The sequence below is a fragment of the Maribacter confluentis genome (assembly GCF_030505015.1).
In the GTDB taxonomy this organism is placed as follows: Bacteria; Bacteroidota; Bacteroidia; order Flavobacteriales; family Flavobacteriaceae; genus Maribacter; species Maribacter sedimenticola.
This window is the reverse complement of sequence record NZ_JAUKUC010000001.1, coordinates 2,501,607-2,522,192: the sequence shown is the minus strand read 5'-3', so window position 1 is coordinate 2,522,192 and position 20,586 is coordinate 2,501,607. Positions and strand designations below refer to the sequence as shown.

The 20,586-nt window shown below is 36.9% G+C and carries 17 protein-coding genes and 1 tRNA gene; 3 read left to right on the top strand and 15 right to left on the bottom strand.

The window, feature by feature from the left end; genetic code table 11:
- Window positions 1–28: 28 nt before the first annotated feature.
- Entirely contained in the window at window positions 29–976 is a 948-nt protein-coding gene (locus tag Q2T41_RS10950) for an NAD-dependent epimerase/dehydratase family protein (protein ID WP_304436118.1), read from the top strand.
- 17 nt (window positions 977–993) lie between these two features.
- Here the strand turns inward: Q2T41_RS10950 and rimK are convergent, their stop codons facing one another.
- From rimK to Q2T41_RS10920, 6 genes are all read right to left on the bottom strand, one after another.
- Entirely contained in the window at window positions 994–2,364 is a 1,371-nt protein-coding gene (gene rimK, locus Q2T41_RS10945; protein ID WP_089258784.1) for a 30S ribosomal protein S6--L-glutamate ligase, read from the bottom strand.
- Between the two features lie 39 nt (window positions 2,365–2,403).
- Complete coding sequence (locus Q2T41_RS10940) at window positions 2,404–3,930, bottom strand: GNAT family N-acetyltransferase (protein ID WP_304436117.1); 1,527 nt, start codon at window positions 3,928–3,930, stop codon at window positions 2,404–2,406.
- 125 nt (window positions 3,931–4,055) lie between these two features.
- Window positions 4,056–4,379: a hypothetical protein gene (locus tag Q2T41_RS10935; protein WP_089258780.1), complete on the bottom strand. Its 324-nt coding sequence runs from the start codon at window positions 4,377–4,379 to the stop codon at window positions 4,056–4,058.
- A gap of 2 nt (window positions 4,380–4,381) precedes the next feature.
- Window positions 4,382–5,359, bottom strand: a complete 978-nt coding sequence (locus Q2T41_RS10930; RefSeq protein WP_304436116.1) for a deoxyhypusine synthase family protein — start codon at window positions 5,357–5,359, stop codon at window positions 4,382–4,384.
- Window positions 5,346–6,284: an agmatinase gene (gene speB, locus Q2T41_RS10925; RefSeq protein WP_304436115.1), complete on the bottom strand. Its 939-nt coding sequence runs from the start codon at window positions 6,282–6,284 to the stop codon at window positions 5,346–5,348. Before speB ends, Q2T41_RS10930 begins: the two co-directional genes overlap by 14 nt.
- A 119-nt stretch (window positions 6,285–6,403) precedes the next feature.
- Window positions 6,404–7,816, bottom strand: a complete 1,413-nt coding sequence (locus tag Q2T41_RS10920) for a type III PLP-dependent enzyme domain-containing protein (protein WP_304436114.1) — start codon at window positions 7,814–7,816, stop codon at window positions 6,404–6,406.
- Between the two features lie 478 nt (window positions 7,817–8,294).
- Here Q2T41_RS10920 and Q2T41_RS10915 point away from each other — a divergent pair, with 478 nt between their 5' ends.
- Window positions 8,295–9,032, top strand: a complete 738-nt coding sequence (locus Q2T41_RS10915; RefSeq protein ID WP_304436113.1) for a DUF4488 domain-containing protein — start codon at window positions 8,295–8,297, stop codon at window positions 9,030–9,032.
- A gap of 31 nt (window positions 9,033–9,063) precedes the next feature.
- Here the strand turns inward: Q2T41_RS10915 and Q2T41_RS10910 are convergent.
- Both Q2T41_RS10910 and Q2T41_RS10905 read right to left on the bottom strand, forming a co-directional pair.
- Window positions 9,064–9,135 (bottom strand) — tRNA-Arg (locus Q2T41_RS10910).
- 69 nt (window positions 9,136–9,204) lie between these two features.
- Window positions 9,205–9,780, bottom strand: a complete 576-nt coding sequence (locus Q2T41_RS10905) for a RidA family protein (RefSeq protein ID WP_304436112.1) — start codon at window positions 9,778–9,780, stop codon at window positions 9,205–9,207.
- A gap of 242 nt (window positions 9,781–10,022) precedes the next feature.
- On the opposite strand from Q2T41_RS10905, the gene Q2T41_RS10900 reads away from it, so the two are divergent.
- Window positions 10,023–11,267 (top strand): MFS transporter, encoded by a 1,245-nt coding sequence (locus tag Q2T41_RS10900; RefSeq protein WP_304436111.1) that lies wholly within the window; start codon window positions 10,023–10,025, stop codon window positions 11,265–11,267.
- Window positions 11,268–11,325: 58 nt separating this feature from the next.
- Here the strand turns inward: Q2T41_RS10900 and scpA are convergent, their stop codons facing one another.
- The 7 genes from scpA to Q2T41_RS10865 form a co-directional block, all read right to left on the bottom strand.
- Window positions 11,326–13,488: a methylmalonyl-CoA mutase gene (gene scpA / locus Q2T41_RS10895; protein WP_304436110.1), complete on the bottom strand. Its 2,163-nt coding sequence runs from the start codon at window positions 13,486–13,488 to the stop codon at window positions 11,326–11,328.
- A complete protein-coding gene (locus tag Q2T41_RS10890) occupies window positions 13,481–14,854 on the bottom strand; it encodes a methylmalonyl-CoA mutase subunit beta (protein ID WP_304436109.1) in 1,374 nt (457 codons plus the stop codon). Before Q2T41_RS10890 ends, scpA begins: the two co-directional genes overlap by 8 nt.
- A 110-nt stretch (window positions 14,855–14,964) precedes the next feature.
- Window positions 14,965–15,768, bottom strand: a complete 804-nt coding sequence (locus Q2T41_RS10885) for a DUF6503 family protein (protein ID WP_304436108.1) — start codon at window positions 15,766–15,768, stop codon at window positions 14,965–14,967.
- Between the two features lie 223 nt (window positions 15,769–15,991).
- Window positions 15,992–16,144 (bottom strand): YqaE/Pmp3 family membrane protein, encoded by a 153-nt coding sequence (locus Q2T41_RS10880; RefSeq protein WP_089258762.1) that lies wholly within the window; start codon window positions 16,142–16,144, stop codon window positions 15,992–15,994.
- 144 nt (window positions 16,145–16,288) lie between these two features.
- Window positions 16,289–17,239 carry a DUF4382 domain-containing protein gene (locus tag Q2T41_RS10875; protein WP_304436107.1) on the bottom strand — a complete coding sequence of 317 codons (951 nt, stop codon included), beginning with the start codon at window positions 17,237–17,239 and terminating at the stop codon, window positions 16,289–16,291.
- Between the two features lie 222 nt (window positions 17,240–17,461).
- Window positions 17,462–17,887 carry a response regulator gene (locus tag Q2T41_RS10870; protein ID WP_304436106.1) on the bottom strand — a complete coding sequence of 142 codons (426 nt, stop codon included), beginning with the start codon at window positions 17,885–17,887 and terminating at the stop codon, window positions 17,462–17,464.
- 7 nt (window positions 17,888–17,894) lie between these two features.
- On the bottom strand, window positions 17,895–20,531 hold the full coding sequence (locus Q2T41_RS10865; protein WP_304436105.1) for a PAS domain-containing sensor histidine kinase: 2,637 nt from the start codon (window positions 20,529–20,531) through the stop codon (window positions 17,895–17,897).
- Window positions 20,532–20,586: the final 55 nt, after the last annotated feature.

Below are 20,586 nucleotides of genomic sequence, written 5' to 3'. Positions count from 1 at the left end.
TGCGGCAATTCATTTAACGCATATTTAAATGTCAAAATATATATTGATTATCGGCGCCTGTGGTCAAATTGGAACAGAACTCACCTATACCTTAAGAGAAAAATACGGTAGTGAACATATTATTGCTAGCGACATACGGGAAGGTAACGAGGATTTAATGCAATCTGGGCCTTTTGAAATCTTGGATGCTACCAATTATGATGCCCTTGAAGAGGTTATTGCCTATTATGATATTTCAGAGGTTTACTTAATGGCCGCAATGTTAAGTGCAACAGCGGAGAAATTTCCCATGCGTGCATGGAATCTTAATATGAACACCCTTTTCAATGTACTTAATCTAGCTAAGGAAAAAAAGATAACCAAGATATTTTGGCCCTCCAGTATCGCTGTTTTTGGCCCAAATACCCCAAAGGACAATACCCCACAGAACACCATCATGGAACCTAGTACCGTTTATGGAATCAGTAAACAGAGCGGGGAGCGCTGGTGCGAATATTACTTTAAAAAATTTGGTGTAGATGTGCGCAGTATTCGTTATCCCGGACTGATCAGTTGGAAAACGATGCCGGGTGGCGGCACAACGGATTATGCCGTGGAAATTTACCATAAAGCGTTAACACAGGGCACCTATACATGTTTTTTGGAAGAAAATACCAAATTGCCCATGATGTTCATGGACGATGCCATTAGGGCAACCCTACAAATTATGGAAACCCCAGAGAATGAGATTAAAGAACGGTCTTCATATAATCTGGGAGCCATGAGTTTTACCCCAAAGGAAATAGCGGCCAGTATCCAGGCTATAATACCTGATTTTACGATTGACTATGCACCGGATTTTAGGCAACAAATTGCGAATTCATGGCCAAGTAGTATTGATGACAGCAATGCACAAAAGGATTGGAACTGGAAGGCAGAATTTGATCTTGAAAAAACAACGAAAACCATGTTGGAAAATTTGAAGAACAGGGTTTAGCCTGTTCTTCAAATTGGTCAACTACTAAACTTCAATCGCTTTTCAATCGCCATGATCATGGCATTGGCTATATCTTTACCGGTAGCATTTTCTATTCCTTCCAGACCGGGAGAAGAATTTACTTCAAGCAATAATGGTCCTTTATTAGATCGGATAATATCTACCCCGGCAACCGCCAAATTCAAAACTTTGGCCGCCTTTAATGCCAATTTCTTTTCATCTGCGGTGATTTTAATAATGGAAGCGGTTCCTCCTTGGTGTATATTGGCCCTAAATTCACCTTTTTGGGCTTGTCGTTGCATACTTGCAACCACTTTGCCATTGACCACGAAACAGCGAATATCCTGCCCGTTGGCCTCTTTTATGAATTCCTGGACCAATATATTGGTATTGACACTTTTAAAGGCATTGATAACACTTTCTGCAGCCTTGTTGGTTTCGGCCAAAACAACTCCCTTACCTTGGGTACTTTCCAATAATTTAATGATCAACGGAGCTCCGTTCACCATTTTGATCAAATCCTTGGTATCCATGGGTGATTTTGCAAAACCGGTAATAGGGATATGGATATCATAGTTTGAAAACAATTGTGAAGCGAACAATTTATCCCTGGACTGTGTAATGGCTTCTGCAGAATTTTGACAGTATACCCCCAAATTATTAAATTGACGGATCAATGCACAACCGTAAAAGGTAACCGAAGGCTTAATACGTGGTATTACCGCATCATAGTCCTTTAAAATGATACCTCCTCTATATCTAATTTCCGGGGAACGTGCATCAAGCTTCATATAGGCCTGCTCAACATTCAAAAAATCAATTTCATGCCCCCTGGCCTCGGCTGCTTCAATAATTCTTTTATTACTATATAAATTGGGATTACTTGCCAAAAGGGCAATTTTTAAACCTGTCTTTTCCTTAAAATAAGGTGCATATTTTTTATTGACCGCACTTTCCTCAAATGATTGTAATTGATAATTTACTGCAGGGTTGACAATATAACGTTCGTTCAGTGCCTCTCTACCCAATAGCATACGAAACTCCATTGTATCCCTATTTGCCAAGGTCAGCTCAATATCAAAAGTATCTTCACCAATGGTAACCGGGGTTTTTATGACCAAACGTTCCTCAGAAATTCCGGAAGAACTTTTTACCATCCTGCGATCTACCAACCTAGCTTGGCATTCTATGGCTATACTACGATTTTCCTGTAATGGGCTCACCTCAAATTTTACCCATTCATGTCCGCCCTTTACTACAATTTTTAAATTGGTAGCCTGTATGGAAGACGTTTTAGCCCCAGAATCTACCCTAGCCTTAATTGCCGGTATACCCAGTTCATTGAACACACACCACTCTTCACTACCTATAATCTTTAAATTATCCAAATTCTATTATTTTGTCTCCGTTGTATTTTGGAGCTTTAATTATTTCTTTCTTAATTCGAACAGATCGGTTCTTCTGTCCCTAAGGTTACGTACGGCCCCAAATTGGTTAAGTTCCCTAAGCAAGCTAATATCTACGTCTGCAATGAGGATCATTTCCGTATTAGGGGTTGCCTCTGCTTTTATTCCGTTGGTAGGAAACGAGAAATCACATGGAGTAAAAACCATGGATTGGGCAAACTGAATATCCATATTCTGTACATTGGGCAAATTACCAACACTACCGGCAATAGCCACATAGCATTCGTTTTCAATTGCCCTTGCCTGCGCACAGTTACGCACCCTTGAATATCCGTTTTGCGTATCGGTCAAAAAAGGAACAAATAAAATATCCATACCCTCATCTGCCAATAAACGGCTTAATTCCGGAAATTCAGAATCATAACAGACCAAAACGCCAATTTTACCACAATCCGTATCAAAGGCCTTTAATTGCGTTCCTCCCTGCATACCCCACACCTTAGCCTCATCTGGCGTAACGTGTAGTTTTTCATAACGTTCCATGCTACCATCCCGTCTACAAAGGTACCCAACATTATATAGGCGGCCATCTATGATTTCTGGCATACTCCCTGTTATGATATTGATATTATAGGATATGGAAAATTCAGAAAATTTTTGGGCAATTGCCTGTGTATGCTTGGCCAATTCCCGAATAGCATCTGAAGTGGACATGTGATTGTTTACCGCCATTAACGGTGCATTGAAAAACTCTGGAAACAAAGCAAAATCCGAGCGGTAACCGGATACGGCATCTATAAAATATTCCGCTTGTTCCAAGAGTTCGTCCAAATCCTTGTACGGTCTCATTTGCCACTGGATAAGGCCAAGACGGATAACGGTTTTCTTCGTAGCCGCTTTTTTGGAAGGTTTCTGATAATAAATATTATCCCATTCCATTAAAATAGCAAAATCCTGGGAAGCTTTGTCCCCGTCCAAATACCCCTTCATTACTTTAGCGGGATGAAAATCATTACTGATCTGAAAGTTCAGTACTGGATCTTGAATTTCTTTTCTACGAACCTTGTCAATGTATTCCTTTGGTGATAGTTCCGATGCATATTCATGGTAATTGGGCATACGACCGCCAAAAACGATACTCTTTAAGTTTAACTTTTCGCAAAGTTCTTTTCTATAATCATATAAACGACGGCCCAAACGAAGACCTCTAAAACTTGGCTTAATAAATACTTCAATACCATAGAGAACATCCCCTTCGTCATCATGGGTGTCAAACGTATATTTACCCGTAATCTGCTCATAGGTATGGTTATCGTCAAAAGCATCATAGTCTACTACAATTGATAATGCCACACCGGCCAATTGACCATTGATTTTAATGACCACTTGCCCCTCTGGAAACTTATCTATTAAGGATTTTATATGCTCCTCTTTCCAATAAGATCCGGGCATATTGGTATATGCGGATATCATGGCGGTCTTTAGTTCTTGATAATCATCAAGATCTAAAAACTTTAATTCAATATTCTCAATTTCATCTATGTTCATATACCTGTTGTAAATACAACGATCATCTATTTAAATTAGGGAAAAAATAAGTGATCCGGTCTATCTTAATTAGACCGGAAATTTGCTGGGCCTGGGCAACGGCCATAATCGATTAAATGATAAAATTAATCTTCATCATCGCCATCGACCATATCCTCAGGATTTGGCTCAACTACCGCAGTTGGATCGTCATCATCAAAATCCTCATAATCGTCCTCGTCATAATTCTCCATGGTATACTCTAATTTGGCGCTGATCTTTACCAAGTACTTAGTATCCTCGGTCAATACTTCAACTGCCTCTATACGTTCTCCTTGAGCATTTCTAAATGAGATGATATTGCGGTCATCATACCCATCCGGATATCTTTCCACCAAAAGTTTAAGTACCTCTGGTGTCAATTTTTTAAAGTCCACAATGACTTTTTTTAAATGTGCGTTCTTGTCCATAACTACATGTCTAATAGGTAAGCAAAAATTAAGGGCGCAACAATTGTGGCGTCACTTTCAATAATATATTTTGGGGTATTGATATCTAGCTTTCCCCAGGTTATTTTTTCGTTAGGTACGGCTCCGGAATATGAACCGTAACTTGTGGTGCTATCACTTATTTGACAGAAATAGCTCCAAAAAGGTGTGTCAGTACGCTCCATATCCTGATATAACATAGGCACTACGCAAATTGGGAAATCTCCTGCTATACCACCGCCAATTTGAAAGAAACCTATACCATTTTCAGAATTATCCGAATACCAATCTGCCAAAAAGGTCATGTACTCTATTCCAGATTTCATGGTGCTGGCCTTCAACTCCCCTTTTAGCACATAGGAAGCAAAAATGTTACCCATTGTACTATCTTCCCAACCTGGACAAATAATAGGTAGATTTTTCTCAGCTGCGGCATACATCCAAGAATCCTTTAGGTCTATTTCATAATATTCCTCTAACACTCCGGAAAGTAACATTTTGTACATAAATTCATGGGGCAGGTAACGTTCCCCTTTATCATCAGCATCTTTCCAAATCTTAAATATATGCTGTTGTAGCCTTCTAAAGGCCTCTTCCTCCGGTATACAAGTATCTGTTACCCTATTTAGGCCTTTTTCCAATAGGCCCCACTCATCTTGTGGAGTTAAGTCCCTGTAATTGGGCACTCTCTTGTAATGTGAGTGTGCAACCAAGTTCATGATATCCTCTTCTAGATTGGCACCTGTACAAGAAATAATCTGCACTTTGTCTTGGCGAATAACCTCTGCGAAAATTTTGCCCAGCTCTGCCGTAGACATGGCTCCGGCCAAGGAAACCAACATTTTGGCTCCATTGTCCAATTGTTGTTCATATCCTTTTGCGGCATCTACCAAGGCAGCGGCATTAAAGTGTAAATAGTATTTTTCTATAAAATTGGTGATAGCACCTTTAGTCTTCGTCATCTTCAAATTTTGAATTTGTATTTGCTTTGTAATCGATATCATAAGTATTGTCATACTCCTGATCTATATCTTGCCCGGCAAATTTATAGCTAAGCATTTTGTAATATAATTTGGCCGCCAAAAAGTCAGATGATCGATCGTTTTTATTAGGACATAGTTCAACAATATCGAAACCAACCACATTCTTGTCTTCAAATACCTGTTTCAAGAACTCTAAGGTTTCGTACCAAAACAATCCACCAGGTTCTGGAGTACCTGTAGACGGCATAATTGAAGGGTCAAATGCATCAAGATCAAAAGTGATAAAAACATTATCTGTCATGGTATCTATAACCTTGTCCATCCAATATTCGTCGTTCACCATATCATGGGCAAAGAACGTTTTATCCTGATCCATTAATGTTTTTTCAATACTGTCCATAGAACGTATACCAACCTGCACCAAATTAGTGGTTTGGTTGGCCTCATAGACCGCACAGGCATGATTGTATCTGCTACCTTCATAAGACTCCCTTAAATCTGCATGGGCATCTATCTGAAGAACGGTCAGGTTGTCAAAACATTCGTTGAAAGCCCTTATTGAACCAATGGAAATGGAATGTTCACCTCCAAATAAGGTTACGAATTTATTACGCTTGATAAAATCCTTTGTAATAGCATGCACCTCTTTTACCACGGCCTCCGGTGAGCTGTTTACGGTAATTGGGCTGGTTAAATGAATACCTTGCTTGTAAACTTCAGAATCTGTTTCAATATCATACAATTCCATATTCTCAGAAGCTTCCAAAAAAGCTTCAGGGCCTTTATCCGCTCCTTTTCCCCATGTACTGGTTCCGTCATAAGGAACAGTGATCAATATAATCTTTGATTTTTCCAGTTGGGCGAATTCATCGGAAATACCCGCATAATTCTTAGATGTACTCATGTTACTTTAGCTATTGTTAAGTGGTTTTGTTTTGAAAAAATGTTCAATTTTAAAAAGTATTCTATTGTTTAAATATTTTTTTCCTATAATTAATCTTCTCCTAAAGATAGGAAAATATGCTATTGGACTGGTGAATCCACATCATATCCTAAAATTCCCAAAAGGTCCTCCGCTTTTTGTTGCCCCTTAAATAGTTTATAGGAAAATTTACCGCTTTCATCCTTATCTATTAAAATATGTTTGGGCTGTGGTATAAGGCAGTGCTGCAACCCGCCATAACCCCCAATAGTTTCTTGGTAGGCCCCTGTATTGAAAAATCCTATATATAATGGTTTTTCCCTTTTATATTTTGGCAGGTAGATGGCGTTCATATTCTGTTCGCTATTATAATAATCATCACTGTCGCAGGTAAGCCCCCCCAATAGAACGCGTTCATACTCATCGTTCCATCGGTTTATGGGAAGCATGATAAATCTCTTGTTAATGGCCCAAGTATCTGGTAGCGTGGTAATGAACGAAGAATCGATCATATTCCATTTTTCCCTATCGTTCTGCTGTTTTTGATATAAAATCTCATAAATGACCCCACCGCTCTCACCTACAGTAAAACTACCGAATTCCGTAAAAATATGGGGTACCGGCACATCTGCCTCTGAACAGGTAATATTGATCTGGTTCAAGATCTCATTGATCATATATTGATAATCATACTCAAAGGCCAATGAGTTTTTTATAGGGAAACCTCCTCCAATATTTAAACTGTCCAAGGATGGACAGATTTTCTTTAAGCGGACATACACCTTTAAACATTTAACAAGTTCGTTCCAATAATAGGCATTATCGCGAATACCGGTATTAATGAAGAAGTGAAGCATTTTTAGTTCTACCTTATCATTGTCCTTTATTTGGTTTTCATAGAATGGAACTATATTCTTATACCCTATACCCAACCTAGAAGTATAGAACTCAAATTTTGGTTCCTCTTCTGATGCAATACGTATACCCACTTTAAATGTATCGTCAATAACATCTGTCAACAAGTCTATTTCCTCATAGTTATCAATGATAGGAATACAGTTTTGGTGCCCGTTATTGATCAACCGTGCAATATTGTCAATGTATTTTTCACGCTTAAATCCGTTACAAATGACAAAGGTTTGGTCATTTAATTTACCGTCCTCCTTTAATTTTTCAATGATATTGATATCAAATGCAGAAGAAGTCTCCATATGGATATTATTCTTAAGGGCTTCATGCATGACATGTTGAAAGTGCGAACTTTTGGTACAATAGCAATAATGGTATTTTCCTTTGTAATTATTTTTCTCAATGGCATTGGCGAACCAATTTTTTGCCCGTAATATATTTTCTGAAATTTTGGGCAGGTATGTAAACTTTAAAGGACTACCATACTCTTGCACTAGCTCATGTAAGGGTATGCCGTGAAACTTTAGATATTCACCATCTAGATTAAACTCTTCTTGGGGAAAATAATAAGTTTGATCAATTAGATCAATGTATTTGGTATTCATGAAATAAAATTATAATGAAAAATGTATTTTGTTAAATATAACAACTACTCTAGGCTTTGAAAGTTAAGAAAACGTAACCATCATAATAAAAAAATCAGACTAAAATCTGTTTTTGTGTAGTAGGAATGAAGAAGTAATCATGCTGGCTTTGCATGATAGCGTTGTATTTGTTGGAAGTTTGCTTTACTAATCGGCAACCTATCTTATAAGCCATTTGCGGGAAACACTTCCAATTTCCCTCAAACCCGAACATAGAATAACGATACATAATGTTCAGCTAAAAGCCTGAAATCTCCAACCCACAAAGTAGTGTGTTAGGACACGACAAATGAAATCAAAAAAATTGAAAAAACAAGGCTTTTTATTTTTTTTACGACCAGTGGCAAAAAAAATTTTTTTTACCTGAATTAAATTTTAAAAACTCATGTAACTAGTTTATTTTTAATAGTTTAAAAACAAGCTCATACTACGAAAAATAATGAAAAACAATATACATACTCCATTTCGGCTTATCATTATGCTGTTTTTATCAATCAGTTTAGGCGTAAATGGCCAAATTATGCCTGGTGTTTATACGGATACGGTTGAGACCAATGGCGTAAAAAAGGTACATCAAGTAAAAATTTTTAACGATTATTTTGTCTATAACGAATATGAAATAACACCTGCTACGTTCATTAAAACTTTAGGCGGATTTGTGGATTATGAAACGACCGGATCAGAAAAACAGATTTTACTGCGTTTAGAATTTAATTCTGACTACAATAAAGATGCACAGACCCAACTTTCCATTCCTTATACAATTGATGGAAAAAATTTAAAATTATACTGGACAGAAAATTTAACCTTAAAACCTACGGCCAATAGTAATCAAGAATTGGACGGAGCATGGCTATTTGCCACTAGGGGCCCGGATAACGGTCAGGAAAGGCGCGGGGAAAGCAATACAAGAAAGACATTAAAGTTATTGACTAACGGTACTTTTCAATGGATTGCCTATGAGACACAATCCTTTCGCTTTTCTGGAACTGGAGGTGGAACATATGGTGCAAAAGATGGTATATATACGGAACAGATAGAATTTTTCTCAAAGGATGACACCAGGGTTGGCGCTACCCTAAACTTTAATTATAATCTTAAGGATGATGATTGGCACCATACCGGTAAAAACAGTAAAGGAGAGCCTATGTATGAAATTTGGGACAAGAGACAGTAATTGGTCCGTGATCAAATTTTTATTTAAAAAGTAGCCTCGGCAAGAATCGAACTTGCATCTAAAGTTTAGGAAACTTCTATTCTATCCATTGAACTACGAGGCCAAGATTTTTAAAAGACGGTAAAAATAAAAATATTTTAAATATTCCTATAAAATTAATGCGTAACATTTATTATTCCGGATACACTTCTACGACCATTGCAACCTCAACCGCCATGTTACCGGGTAAAGATACCATACCAATGGCGGCACGCGCATGTTTACCTTGATTGCCAAAAACCGCTACCATAAGATCTGAATATCCATTGATTACTTGGGAATGATCGGTAAAATCAGCAGTAGCATTTACCATTCCGTGAACACTTACAATTCTTTTTACTTTTTTAAGGGACCCCAATTCTGCCTTTAACACGGATAACTGATTAATTCCTGCTTCACGTGCCGCTAGATTCCCTTCCTCTACACTTAAATCCTGCCCCAATTTCCCAACTATATTTTCACCGTCGGCTTGCCTTGGCCCTTTACCTGCCAGAAACATTAAGTTTCCACTTCTAGCGGCATGCACATAATTTGCCAAAGGATTTCCTATATCCCGTAATGATATACCCAAACTATCTAAAATAGCTTCTGGATCATAATTACTTTGTATAACCTGGCTGTTCAATGTTGTGCTCTCTTCTAATTTTCTATCCAGATTGGTACAACTACACCATACTAAAACAATAAATAAATAGATTACATTTTTCATGGATATAATATTTAACGGGTTCCCTTTACGAAATACAAGGTAGTTAATAGTTAAGAATCAACATAGTAGGCGTAAAAACTTAAATAATCATGATTATATAAATAGCATTAAAATTTCTGGAAATAGTAATTTTTATGTCGTATGTCGCTCTTATAGTATCATTTTACTAAAAAAGCACCATTATAATTTCATTTTTATTAGTTTAGCATATTAACCAAAACATCAACTAAATCAATACAAATATGGAAAGTTCTAGTACAACTCCTACAGTAAATGCGAATAGGCTCTTCTATGCCAGCTGTTTTGCATTAATTACCACGGCATTTTCTTTTGCCATTGCGGCAGGTATTTTGGACCAACTTAAAACTGAGCTGGAACTCAGTGCCAGTCAAGCGGGGCTTATTACCTCTATGTGGTTTGCGGGTTTCCCGATTGCCATGGTCATAGGTGGTCTTATCTATCATAAAGTAGGCGGAAAAGCCATAATGCAGTTTGCATTTTTCGCGCATACCATAGGTATTATATTACTGATTTTTTCTGGCAGCTATATGGGCCTTTTGATTGCCAACCTTTTAATTGGTTTGGGTAATGGTTGTACGGAAGCTGCTTGTAATCCTATGATAGCTGATGCTTACAAAGGCAATAAAATGAGTAAAATGTTGAACCGCTTTCACATGTGGTTTCCAGGAGGTATTGCAGTAGGTAGTTTACTTTCCGGTTTTATGACAAATTTAGATATTACCGGTCAAAGTCAAGTTTGGTTATTATTAATACCCGCCATTATTTATGCCTTTTTGTTTTATGGACAGACATGGCCAAAAGCCAAAATTGAGGAAGCGGCTACTATAAGTGGTAATTTAAAAGGTATGTTCACCCCATTGTTCCTGTTCATTGCCGTATGTATGGCATTAACGGCTATATCAGAATTTGGACCAAACCAATGGGTAGGGCTTATACTTTCCAAAAGTGGAGCAGAGCCTACATTGATCTTAGCTTTGACAGCAGGGTTAATGGCTATAGCACGGTATTTTGGTGGTAACATGGTCGCTAAATTTGACCAAACGGGGGTATTATTAGGTTCCGCCATCTTGGCAACCATAGGAATATATCTGTTTAGTACACAAACAGGGACCATGGCTTATGTAGCGGCCGTAATATTTGCATTGGGCATTGCCTATTTCTGGCCAAACATGATTGGGCTTACTGCAACCAAAACTCCCAAAACCGGTGCTTTGGGCATGTCTATCATAGGTGCTATTGGTATGTTTTCCACATCAATTTTTCAACCGATTATTGGAGGTTGGATCGATGCCGACAGAGCTGCAGCAGAGGCACAGGGTTTTACTGGTGATGAACTGGAACTGGTTTCCGGTCAGGAAACATTAGGTACAATGGTTCTATTTCCAGCCATACTTATCGTATTGTTCACCATATTATATTTCTGGTTAAAAAACAGAAAGAGTGAAGTAGAGGTTGCCGTAGCGTAACCAAAATACCATAACTTAAAATTGGCCGGATATACCATATATTCGGCCAATTTTAGTTTTAATTGGTAGTTAAAAGTAATTTGAGCAATTGAATTGCCGCCTCACTTATTTTTGTTCCCGGTCCAAAAACTGCCGTAGCTCCCGCTTGCTCCAAAAAAGCATAATCCTGTCTGGGTATTACCCCACCCACAATTACTATAATATCCTCCCGGCCATAAGATTTCAATTCCTTGATTACTTCCGGTACCAAAGTTTTATGTCCGCCTGCAAGGCTAGAAATACCCAAAATATGCACATCATTCTCCACGGCCTGCTTTGCCGTTTCCTTTGGAGTCTGAAAAAGGGGACCAATATCTACATCGAATCCTAGATCGGCATAACCGGTAGCCACTACTTTTGCGCCCCTATCGTGACCATCTTGTCCCATTTTGGCAATTAAAATACGAGGGCGTCTACCGTCTTGCTCTGCAAATTTATCCGCAAGTTCCTGTGCCCTCTTAAAATCCTTGTCTTCCTTTATTTCTCTTGAATACACTCCCGTAAATGAATTTACTACTGCCGTATGCCTACCAAAGGCGTTTTCCAAAGCATCACTGATTTCCCCTAGTGTAGCTCTTTCCCTGGCAGCTGTTATTGCTAAAGCTAGTAAATTTTCCTTCGTATCCCTTTTTTCAAGCTTAATTTTAGCAGCCTTCGTCAATGCCTTTAGAGAACGCTCAACATTCGCCGTATTCCTTTGTTTTTTTATAGTGGTTAAACGTTCTATCTGTTGTCTTCTTACCTCTTTGTTATCTACCTCCAATATCTGTAATTGGTCTTCTTCCTGAAGTTGATATTTGTTGACACCCACAATAACATCTTGCAAGCTATCTATTCTTGCTTGCTTGCTTGCGGCGGCTTCTTCAATTCTGGTTTTGGGTATTCCGGTCTCTATTGCTTTTGTCATGCCGCCCAAATGCTCCACTTCTTCCATAAGTTCCCATGCTTTATGGATAAGATCGTGGGTAAGTTTTTCAACATAATAACTACCTGCCCAAGGGTCTACTGTTTTAGTTATGTGGGTCTCTTGTTGAAGGTACAATTGGGTTTCCCTGGCAATACGTGCAGAAAAATCCGTAGGTAGGGCAATTGCCTCGTCCAAAGCATTGGTATGCAGACTTTGGGTCCCCCCAAAAACCGCCGCAGCTGCTTCTATAGTGGTTCTGGCAACATTGTTAAATGGATCCTGTTCCGTTAAGGACCAACCACTGGTTTGACAGTGTGTTCTAAGCATTAAGGATTTTTCGTTCTTGGGATTAAATTGCTGAACCACTTTTGCCCATAGCATTCTTGCAGCGCGCATTTTTGCCATTTCCATGAAATGGTTCATACCAATACCCCAAAAGAAAGAGAGTCTTGGAGCAAAATCATCTATTTGCAATCCTGCCCTTAATCCGGTTCTTATATATTCCAATCCGTCCGCAAGGGTGTAAGCCAGCTCCAAATGTGCTGGGGCACCTGCTTCATGCATATGATACCCAGAAATACTTATACTATTAAATTTGGGCATATGCTTACTGGTATATTCAAAGATATCTGCAACGATTTGCATGGAAGCCTTTGGAGGATATATATAGGTATTGCGTACCATAAACTCCTTTAAAATATCATTCTGTATAGTGCCTGATAATTGTTGTAGAGAAACCCCTTGTTCTTCTGCAGCTACAATAAAGAAGGCCATAATAGGTAAAACCGCCCCGTTCATGGTCATTGAAACGGATATTTCATTTAACGGTATACCTTTAAAAAGTATTTTCATGTCCTCTACCGTATCAATGGCTACTCCAGCTTTGCCCACGTCACCTATTACACGCTCATGATCACTATCATAACCCCTATGGGTGGGCAAGTCAAACGCAACCGATAATCCTTTCTGCCCGGCTTTTAAATTTTTCCTATAAAATTCATTACTTTCCTTTGCCGTAGAAAACCCTGCATATTGTCGTATGGTCCATGGACGTTGAACATACATAGTGGTATATGGTCCACGCAAGAATGGAGGAATACCTGCGGCAAAGTTCAAATGTTCTACATGGGCCAAATCCACATTTGAATATTTTGGTTTGATTTGGATGGTTTCAGCTGTTTCAAAAAATGATTTGTCCTTATTAACGGTTTGGCCCAAGGGTGCGGGTTTAACGGTATCCGCCAATTGAATATGCTGCATGTCCTTTCTACTCATGAGACAAACGGTTTTGCTCTAATTCTTCTGCCAATCTTTTTTCGATTATAGGAAGTATCAATGTCTTTCTTGGTTTTCTTTTGACAAAGGGAAAAAGTTCAATCTCATTGGACATTGTATCCGTATTAGTTACAAAAGCATTGGTACCTACTAAAACCATTTGCTTGGAATTAAATTTTTCCTGCTGTTTTTTGGCGGCAATTGCAATCTGTTGCTGTATAGTATGACTTTTTAGCAGTTTTAAAAATCCACCTTCCTTTTCAATACGTTTAAAATACAGCAATGTCTTCTCGGCTAATTGATCTGTCAAGGTCTCTATATAATAACTGCCGTCTGCCGGGTTTTTTACTTTAGCGAAATAACTCTCTTCCTTCAAAAGAAGTAATTGGTTTAAAGCTATACGATTGGAAAACTTATTTTCCTTCTTAAAAATCGCATCATACGGCATATTAAAAACCGTATCCGACCCCCCTAAAACGGCTGCCATTGATTCCGTCGTAGTCCTAAGCATATTAACATTATAATCATATACCGTTTTGTTTCTTCTTGAAGGTGTTGATATGATGTGGCACGGAATGGATATTTCGTATGCACCTATCAAAGTAGACCAAAGTTTTCTAAGCGCCCTAATTTTTGAAATTTCGAAAAAGTAATTTCCCCCTATCGCCAATTTAAACTCCATTTTTTTTAATCGATGGAGGTCACCTTGCTCTTGACACATATGTAAATACTCATTGGCATGGGCCATGGCATATGCCAATTGCTGTACAATATCCGCCCCTGCATTTTCATATAACCCAACATTAACCTGTAGCACATTTTCAATATTTAGGGAAAGAATATCCTTTACCGCCAATAGGTCTTCTTTCATAGAATGGTGCCAATTACCCGTTCTTGCCAAATAGCCGACAGGATCTATCCCAAAACTTATTTTGGAAGCATCTGGACAACGGTGTATTGAATTTGAAATATAGCTTTTGGACAAAAATTGCATATCAAAGTATATTTTGACAAGATTGATATCAATATTGTCCAAAAGTGATGACACATCAATGGTATCATTAGGAATTAAAAAAGTAATAGCCTCCGCCCCTCTTTCAATATGTCTTAAGGCGTTAGCATTTGCCATTCTTGCATTGCCGGCATAAACTAAATGGCCAACCTTCCATGAATCGCCTGTAGCGGATAATGGAGTGGTATTCCCTAAATCCTCTGAATTATAGAAAGGTTTTATCTTGATGCCTTCAGGAGTATCCCAAACAACTTCTTCATTATACTCTTTACCTTTTAGAGCATATTGAATTTTTTGTTTCCACTCTTTTGCGGAAATTTCCCGAAAATTGTCAAACAAGGTTTTACCATTCATGTGCGGTTGCTTTTAGGTGTCAACACATTAGAAAATGAGCTGTAACCACATAGGTTAAACAGCATAGTCAAAGATACAATAACAATAAGTGATGCATTAATTAGCCGAGATTATTCCTCTATATCCTTGGCGTCCATATTCTGAACATCCACGGTCTCAATTCTGGACAATTCCTTTAGTTGACCTTTTTCAAATAAAGCTGGGAGGTCGCCTAATGAAGTTCCTATTGGAGCCTCCCAATTTATATAATCCTGAAATCGTATACCGTCTACGGTTCTTGGGTTATAAGCACTTCTAAACCTAACACCTCCTTCATTTACACTATAACTATATGCCAAATAGTTTATGTAATGCGATTTTTTGTTGATCCAGTACATAAAGATATCATCATGGTCCGCACCACCCCCTTCTTGTTCAAACGTGACCTTGACAACATCATAATCCTCCCCTTTTACCACGGCCTCACCAACATATTGTTTTATTACGGCATTGTCCTTTAGCTTATGGGGTAATGTAGCAAAATAAACAACAGAGTTTAAGGCATTGCTATACTTGGTCTTGTCTTCTAAAGACAACGTAACAGGGTTTTCGTTAACGGTTCTTTTGAACGTGCCGTTTTTTAAATAATCTGCAATACGGTTTCCAACACTATCAATAGAATGAACCGTATAGGTATTCCCATTTTTATTGTTGAATGTATAGCGTTTATCTCGAAAAACAAATTGGTAGTTGGCACTATCATATAAAGGGCCTCCATGTGCCTTAATAGCCTCCTCTATAATTATTTCACCATTATTATCATTAACCGTTTCAACAGTGCCGTCTGCTGCCGAGCCCTTTTCCTTGGGTTGATCTTTACAATTTAAGCCTATAAGTGACAAGGCAATCAACGCAGTCTTATAATAATGATTCATTGGCTATACAATTTTATATATCAACGGAATAACACCTAAAAATACATACTTATTATGGTACTAAAATATGAATTTGATAAAGGTATTATTATTACCTACAGGTAAAAGTTAAACATATTACAAATAAAAAGTCGAACAAACCATCAACGCAATGCTGACAGCCATTCGACCTTAATTATCTTTACCATACACACAAGTAGGAAAGATAAATATTTGATTTACTTTATTGATTTACGATAAAGGCATGGATTACACCTGGCAACCATGCAAGTAAGGTCAATAAAATACTTATTAAAAGGGTTGTACCTATACCATGGTTCATAAATACGGCCAATGGTGGTAATAATATATTTAAGATAATTGTTAATAATGACATTGTATATTTTTTATTTAATACAAAATTAGGCTCTTAATACTGAACCATTTAACTCTATACCTTGAGATCGTAACTCGAACCGAAATACAATAAAAAAAGCCCTGATCATAATGTCAGGGCTTTTATTTATTTAATGTTATACTATTATTTGGTACCCGTAATCGTTACGTTTGCGCTAATCTGAAGTGCAGAAGTTATACTAATGGCACCTAGGTCAAGACCTGTAGTGGACTCGGCCTCAAGTAAGGCATTGAATGCAAAACCTTCACCTTCTTGTGTGTAAGAAGCAAATACAAGTTCATATTCCCCTTCTTCCAAAAAGCTCAAGTTATAAGCGTTATTTAAACCGCTTACTTCAGAACTTGTAACCGCATTGGCAAATAATACATTGCTTTCCCCTTGACCACTACGCTCTACATCAGCGTTAAATGTTCCCTTTTCATAGGCATATACAATAATTTTATCCGATGTATTTTCCGGATCGTTTGCAGAACCCGAAATATTGCCCGCCTTATCATTATTGACCGTTCTTATACCGGAAGACAGTTCCTGCATGGATACAAACTCAAAATTACTATTAGCGGAACCCTGTTCTTCCTTAATGGTCTTTCTTAAATCAAAATCTATAATGATTTCGTTGGTGGTCGTAGCCAACACCTCAAAAGAATCGGTAATGGAGATTTTGCTGGCCGTAGCTTCCAATTGGTCTTTTTCACCATTGACCAACTCAACATAACATCCTGGAGAGTTACCATCGGCATCGGTTTCATAATCCAATTCAAGTTCTATATTGGAATAGGAGCCTGCTTCTAACTCCAAATTACCTAGAGTAAGCGTTTTTCCATTGACAAGTGCAGATAAATCAAAGGTAGTTTTGTTAAAGCCTTCCAAAGAAGTTCCGTCAACCTTTACGTTGGATACTGTAACGAACACAGCCTCTACATTGGCATTATCAATTGGAGCATCGGTAATCTTAAAAGTGGTATCATAGGATTCTGCATCCATATTTACATCTCCGTCATCATTATTACTACAAGAAACGGCCATCAATGTTGAAATAAAAGCAACTGTAACTGTTTTCAAATAATTTTTCATTCTTTTAATTTTTATTGTTTGGGTGTAAAACAATTCAGAACAAAAAAACCCTAACTAAAGAAATGTTAAAATTATTGAGTAAAAAATAAGTATTTGAGAACCAATTCACTATAAATTAGTTAACAAGAATAAAATTCATTTAAATGAGATAATCAATTTGACTTACCCCTAATTTTAAATCTCCACCAAGGACTAGTTTGAGCTTAATTAAAGGGCGCTGACTCACTTATTGAAACAGTTTCTGTTCTCAAAAAAACTGTTCATAATTATTTTAAAGGATGATGCAGCAACAGGTTTTATAATATAGTCCTTAATGGCACCTATATTTTTAGCTCTTTGGATATCTTTAGGATCAAGAGACGATGAAACCATATAAATTTCTATCTGCTTACTTATCTTCGACTTAACCTTTAAAAATTCTTCTATGAATAGAAAACCATCCATTATAGGCATTTCTATATCTAAAAAAATTATATCCGGTAATTTGGCGCCATCAGTAAGGTTATCTTGAATAGCATTAAAAGCTTTTTCCCCATCAGGAAATGTTATTAAATTTAAAGGTAGATTTAGTGATTCTAAAGATTTTAAAACGGTGAATTTGTATATTTCATCATCATCTACTACCCAGGCATTTAATTGATTGGTCATATTAAAATTACTTAAACTTTATGGTAAAAACAGTACCTTCATTTAATTTACTATTGGCCTTAATTTCTCCCCCCATTGCAACAATTTGTGTCTTTGTCAGAAATAAACCTACACCCTTTGCATCCGGGTGTCTATGAAAAACTTTATTAAGGCCAAATAACTTATGACCATGTCTGTCTAAATCAATACCCAAACCATTATCCTGAAATTTAAGTAGTACAAAACCATTTTCGATCTCTGTATGAACAGTTATTCTTGGTGGCCTATCAGGCGATTTATATTTGATTGCATTTCCAATAATATTAAGAAAAATACTCTCCATATAAATCCGTTTATACTTGAGGTTTCGAATTTTGGAAAAATCGCCCTTAATAATTGCTTGTGATTGCAAAATTGCACCACTTAAAATTTCCTTCGTATTGTTTAAAACCGACTCAAAATCAATGTATTCCAAATCTTCTTCAGAATTACTTATTTTAGTTTTTAATGCTTCTATAAGTGTATTCAAGGTAATTGACAAGTGATCAATAACCATTTCAAACTTGCCAAAAATATCGTCCCGCTCCTTGTCACAAGCAGCATTCTTATAAATTTGTAAGAGCGATGTAAGATTGGCCACTGGAGCCCTTAAATTATGTGAAGTTATATGGTTGAAATCGGCCAGTTGTTTATTTTGTCTTGATAATTGCTCAGCAATAACTTCTAGCTTTTCTTTTGACTCAATTATTCGTTGTTCAGCTAGCTTCTGTTTTGTAATATCACGAATAGCAATTGAGATCAATAACCCTTCTTCTGTATAAAGTGGGCTTAAACTTATTTGTATTGGAATTTTATGGCTATTTTTTTTAATGCCATATAGTTCCACCCCTTCGTTCATTTCTTTCGAAATAGAGGTGCCGTAAAAATTTTCGTCCTCTTGATTGGATTTTATTGTGAATAATTCTGGTATTAAAAGTTTCACTGATTTTTCAAATAATTCTTCTGGAAGATATCCAAATAATTTTTCTGCCTGCCTATTTATCAACTGAACTGCTCCTTTCTTATTAACAATGACCATTGCATCCGGGGCAGATTCTAAAAGGCCTTTGAATTTTCTTTCCGCCATTTTAGTTTCAGTAACATCTTGTCCTGTTCCAATTATTTCAACCACTTCATTGAATTGGTTCTTTATCACCTTTCCTAAAAGTTGAATTGTTTTTTCAACTCCAGTTGTAGTAATAATTCTATGTGTAAAATTGTAAAATTTTTTATTGGCTATGGCGTTATCAAAATAATTTTTAACCATTTCCTTGTCATCTGGATGAACAAAATTGAAATATGTGTCGAACTTTAAGTCTAAAGTATTCTTATCAAGTTCTACTAGCTCATAAAGGTTTTCAGACCATTTTACCTTATCTAGAACAGTATTCCATTGCCAGTGACCTAATAAGGTAATCTGTTCCGCAAAATTTAGTAATTCATTTTTTTTGAGCAACTCATTTTCAACATCCTTAAGTTTGGATATATCAGTTGCAACCAACACAAAACCTTGATTTTCTCCCCTATTGTTTTCAATAACAGAAATTGCAATTAGAACTTTTAATGTTGAACCATTCTTTCTCCTAAAGGTCCACTCTTTTGCCTCATTAATTTTTTGATTGGATAAATTATTAGTACGGTAAGTGTTAGCCATTTCACGTTCAAACCGCTTCATTTCCTCCTCTGTTATAAATATAGTACTCTTTAGTCCTATTATCTCTTCGGATGAATAACCCAATAATTGTTCCGCACCATTATTTAACCTTCTAAGAAATCCATCTTTGTCGGTAGAAATGATTGCAATAGTTTTTGAAGTAAATATTCCTTCCAATTCAGAATGGGCAACAACTAATGCCTGTTCTGACTTGGTTACCCTATCAATATCCTGGATTATTCCAAAAATTCTTATGCATTGTCCATTAACAAACTCGGGTTGCCCTACAACCCTTATCCAGGTAGAATTACCCTTTGCCGTTGTAATCTCAATTTTTAAGTCAAAAGGCGAACTATGTTCTAAAGCGTTCTCTATTAAAAGTTTTAAATTATTTCTACTCTTCTCTTTGTAAAAATGTTGGGTATTTTCAATAGTTGGAACAAAATTATCTGGAACCTCATATATTTCACGAACTATTTTACTCCAAAAAACCTCATAAGTTTGATAATTTAATTCCCAAGTTCCTATTCTGGCAATCTCATTGGATTTTTCAAGTATTTCTTCAATACGCTTTTTTTCAAACTCCTTTTCCTTTTGTTGGGTAATATCACCCGTATGCATTAAAAGCCCACCAATTTCTTTCCTTTCATTATACCAAGGACGCACATCCCAATATATCCATTGTATGGTTCCGTCTTCACGTTGAAAAGGGTGTTCCTCACAAGTATCAATAGCTCCTTGAAGACATTTAATATGATTCTTTTTCCAGTCATCACCAATTTCAGGAAAAACTTCATAATGGGATTTACCAATAACATTATCAGCTTCTAATGAATAATCTTTGAGCCACCGTTGAGATACTGCCAAGTAAATCATATTAGTGTTAAGCATTGCAATAGCACTAGGCGTTTGCTCAATGAAAATTTTATGATATTTCTCTTGAGTTTCTGTATGAATCTTTGATTGGGCCAAATATTTAATATTTTAAACAATTAAAATACGGTCTTTTAAAAGAAAAGGATTACAA

Bases quoted from the DNA above. Each gene is read 5' to 3' on its own strand.
- Q2T41_RS10950 (WP_304436118.1), top strand. From the start codon at position 29: ATGTCAAAATATATATTGATTATCGGCGCCTGTGGTCAAATTGGAACA.
- Q2T41_RS10940 (WP_304436117.1), bottom strand. From the start codon at position 3,930: ATGAACATAGATGAAATTGAGAATATTGAATTAAAGTTTTTAGATCTT.
- Q2T41_RS10935 (WP_089258780.1), bottom strand. From the start codon at position 4,379: ATGGACAAGAACGCACATTTAAAAAAAGTCATTGTGGACTTTAAAAAA.
- Q2T41_RS10930 (WP_304436116.1), bottom strand. From the start codon at position 5,359: ATGACGAAGACTAAAGGTGCTATCACCAATTTTATAGAAAAATACTAT.
- speB (WP_304436115.1), bottom strand. From the start codon at position 6,284: ATGAGTACATCTAAGAATTATGCGGGTATTTCCGATGAATTCGCCCAA.
- Q2T41_RS10920 (WP_304436114.1), bottom strand. From the start codon at position 7,816: ATGAATACCAAATACATTGATCTAATTGATCAAACTTATTATTTTCCC.
- Q2T41_RS10915 (WP_304436113.1), top strand. From the start codon at position 8,295: ATGAAAAACAATATACATACTCCATTTCGGCTTATCATTATGCTGTTT.
- Q2T41_RS10905 (WP_304436112.1), bottom strand. From the start codon at position 9,780: ATGAAAAATGTAATCTATTTATTTATTGTTTTAGTATGGTGTAGTTGT.
- Q2T41_RS10900 (WP_304436111.1), top strand. From the start codon at position 10,023: ATGGAAAGTTCTAGTACAACTCCTACAGTAAATGCGAATAGGCTCTTC.
- scpA (WP_304436110.1), bottom strand. From the start codon at position 13,488: ATGAGTAGAAAGGACATGCAGCATATTCAATTGGCGGATACCGTTAAA.
- Q2T41_RS10890 (WP_304436109.1), bottom strand. From the start codon at position 14,854: ATGAATGGTAAAACCTTGTTTGACAATTTTCGGGAAATTTCCGCAAAA.
- Q2T41_RS10885 (WP_304436108.1), bottom strand. From the start codon at position 15,768: ATGAATCATTATTATAAGACTGCGTTGATTGCCTTGTCACTTATAGGC.
- Q2T41_RS10880 (WP_089258762.1), bottom strand. From the start codon at position 16,144: ATGTCATTATTAACAATTATCTTAAATATATTATTACCACCATTGGCC.
- Q2T41_RS10875 (WP_304436107.1), bottom strand. From the start codon at position 17,239: ATGAAAAATTATTTGAAAACAGTTACAGTTGCTTTTATTTCAACATTG.
- Q2T41_RS10870 (WP_304436106.1), bottom strand. From the start codon at position 17,887: ATGACCAATCAATTAAATGCCTGGGTAGTAGATGATGATGAAATATAC.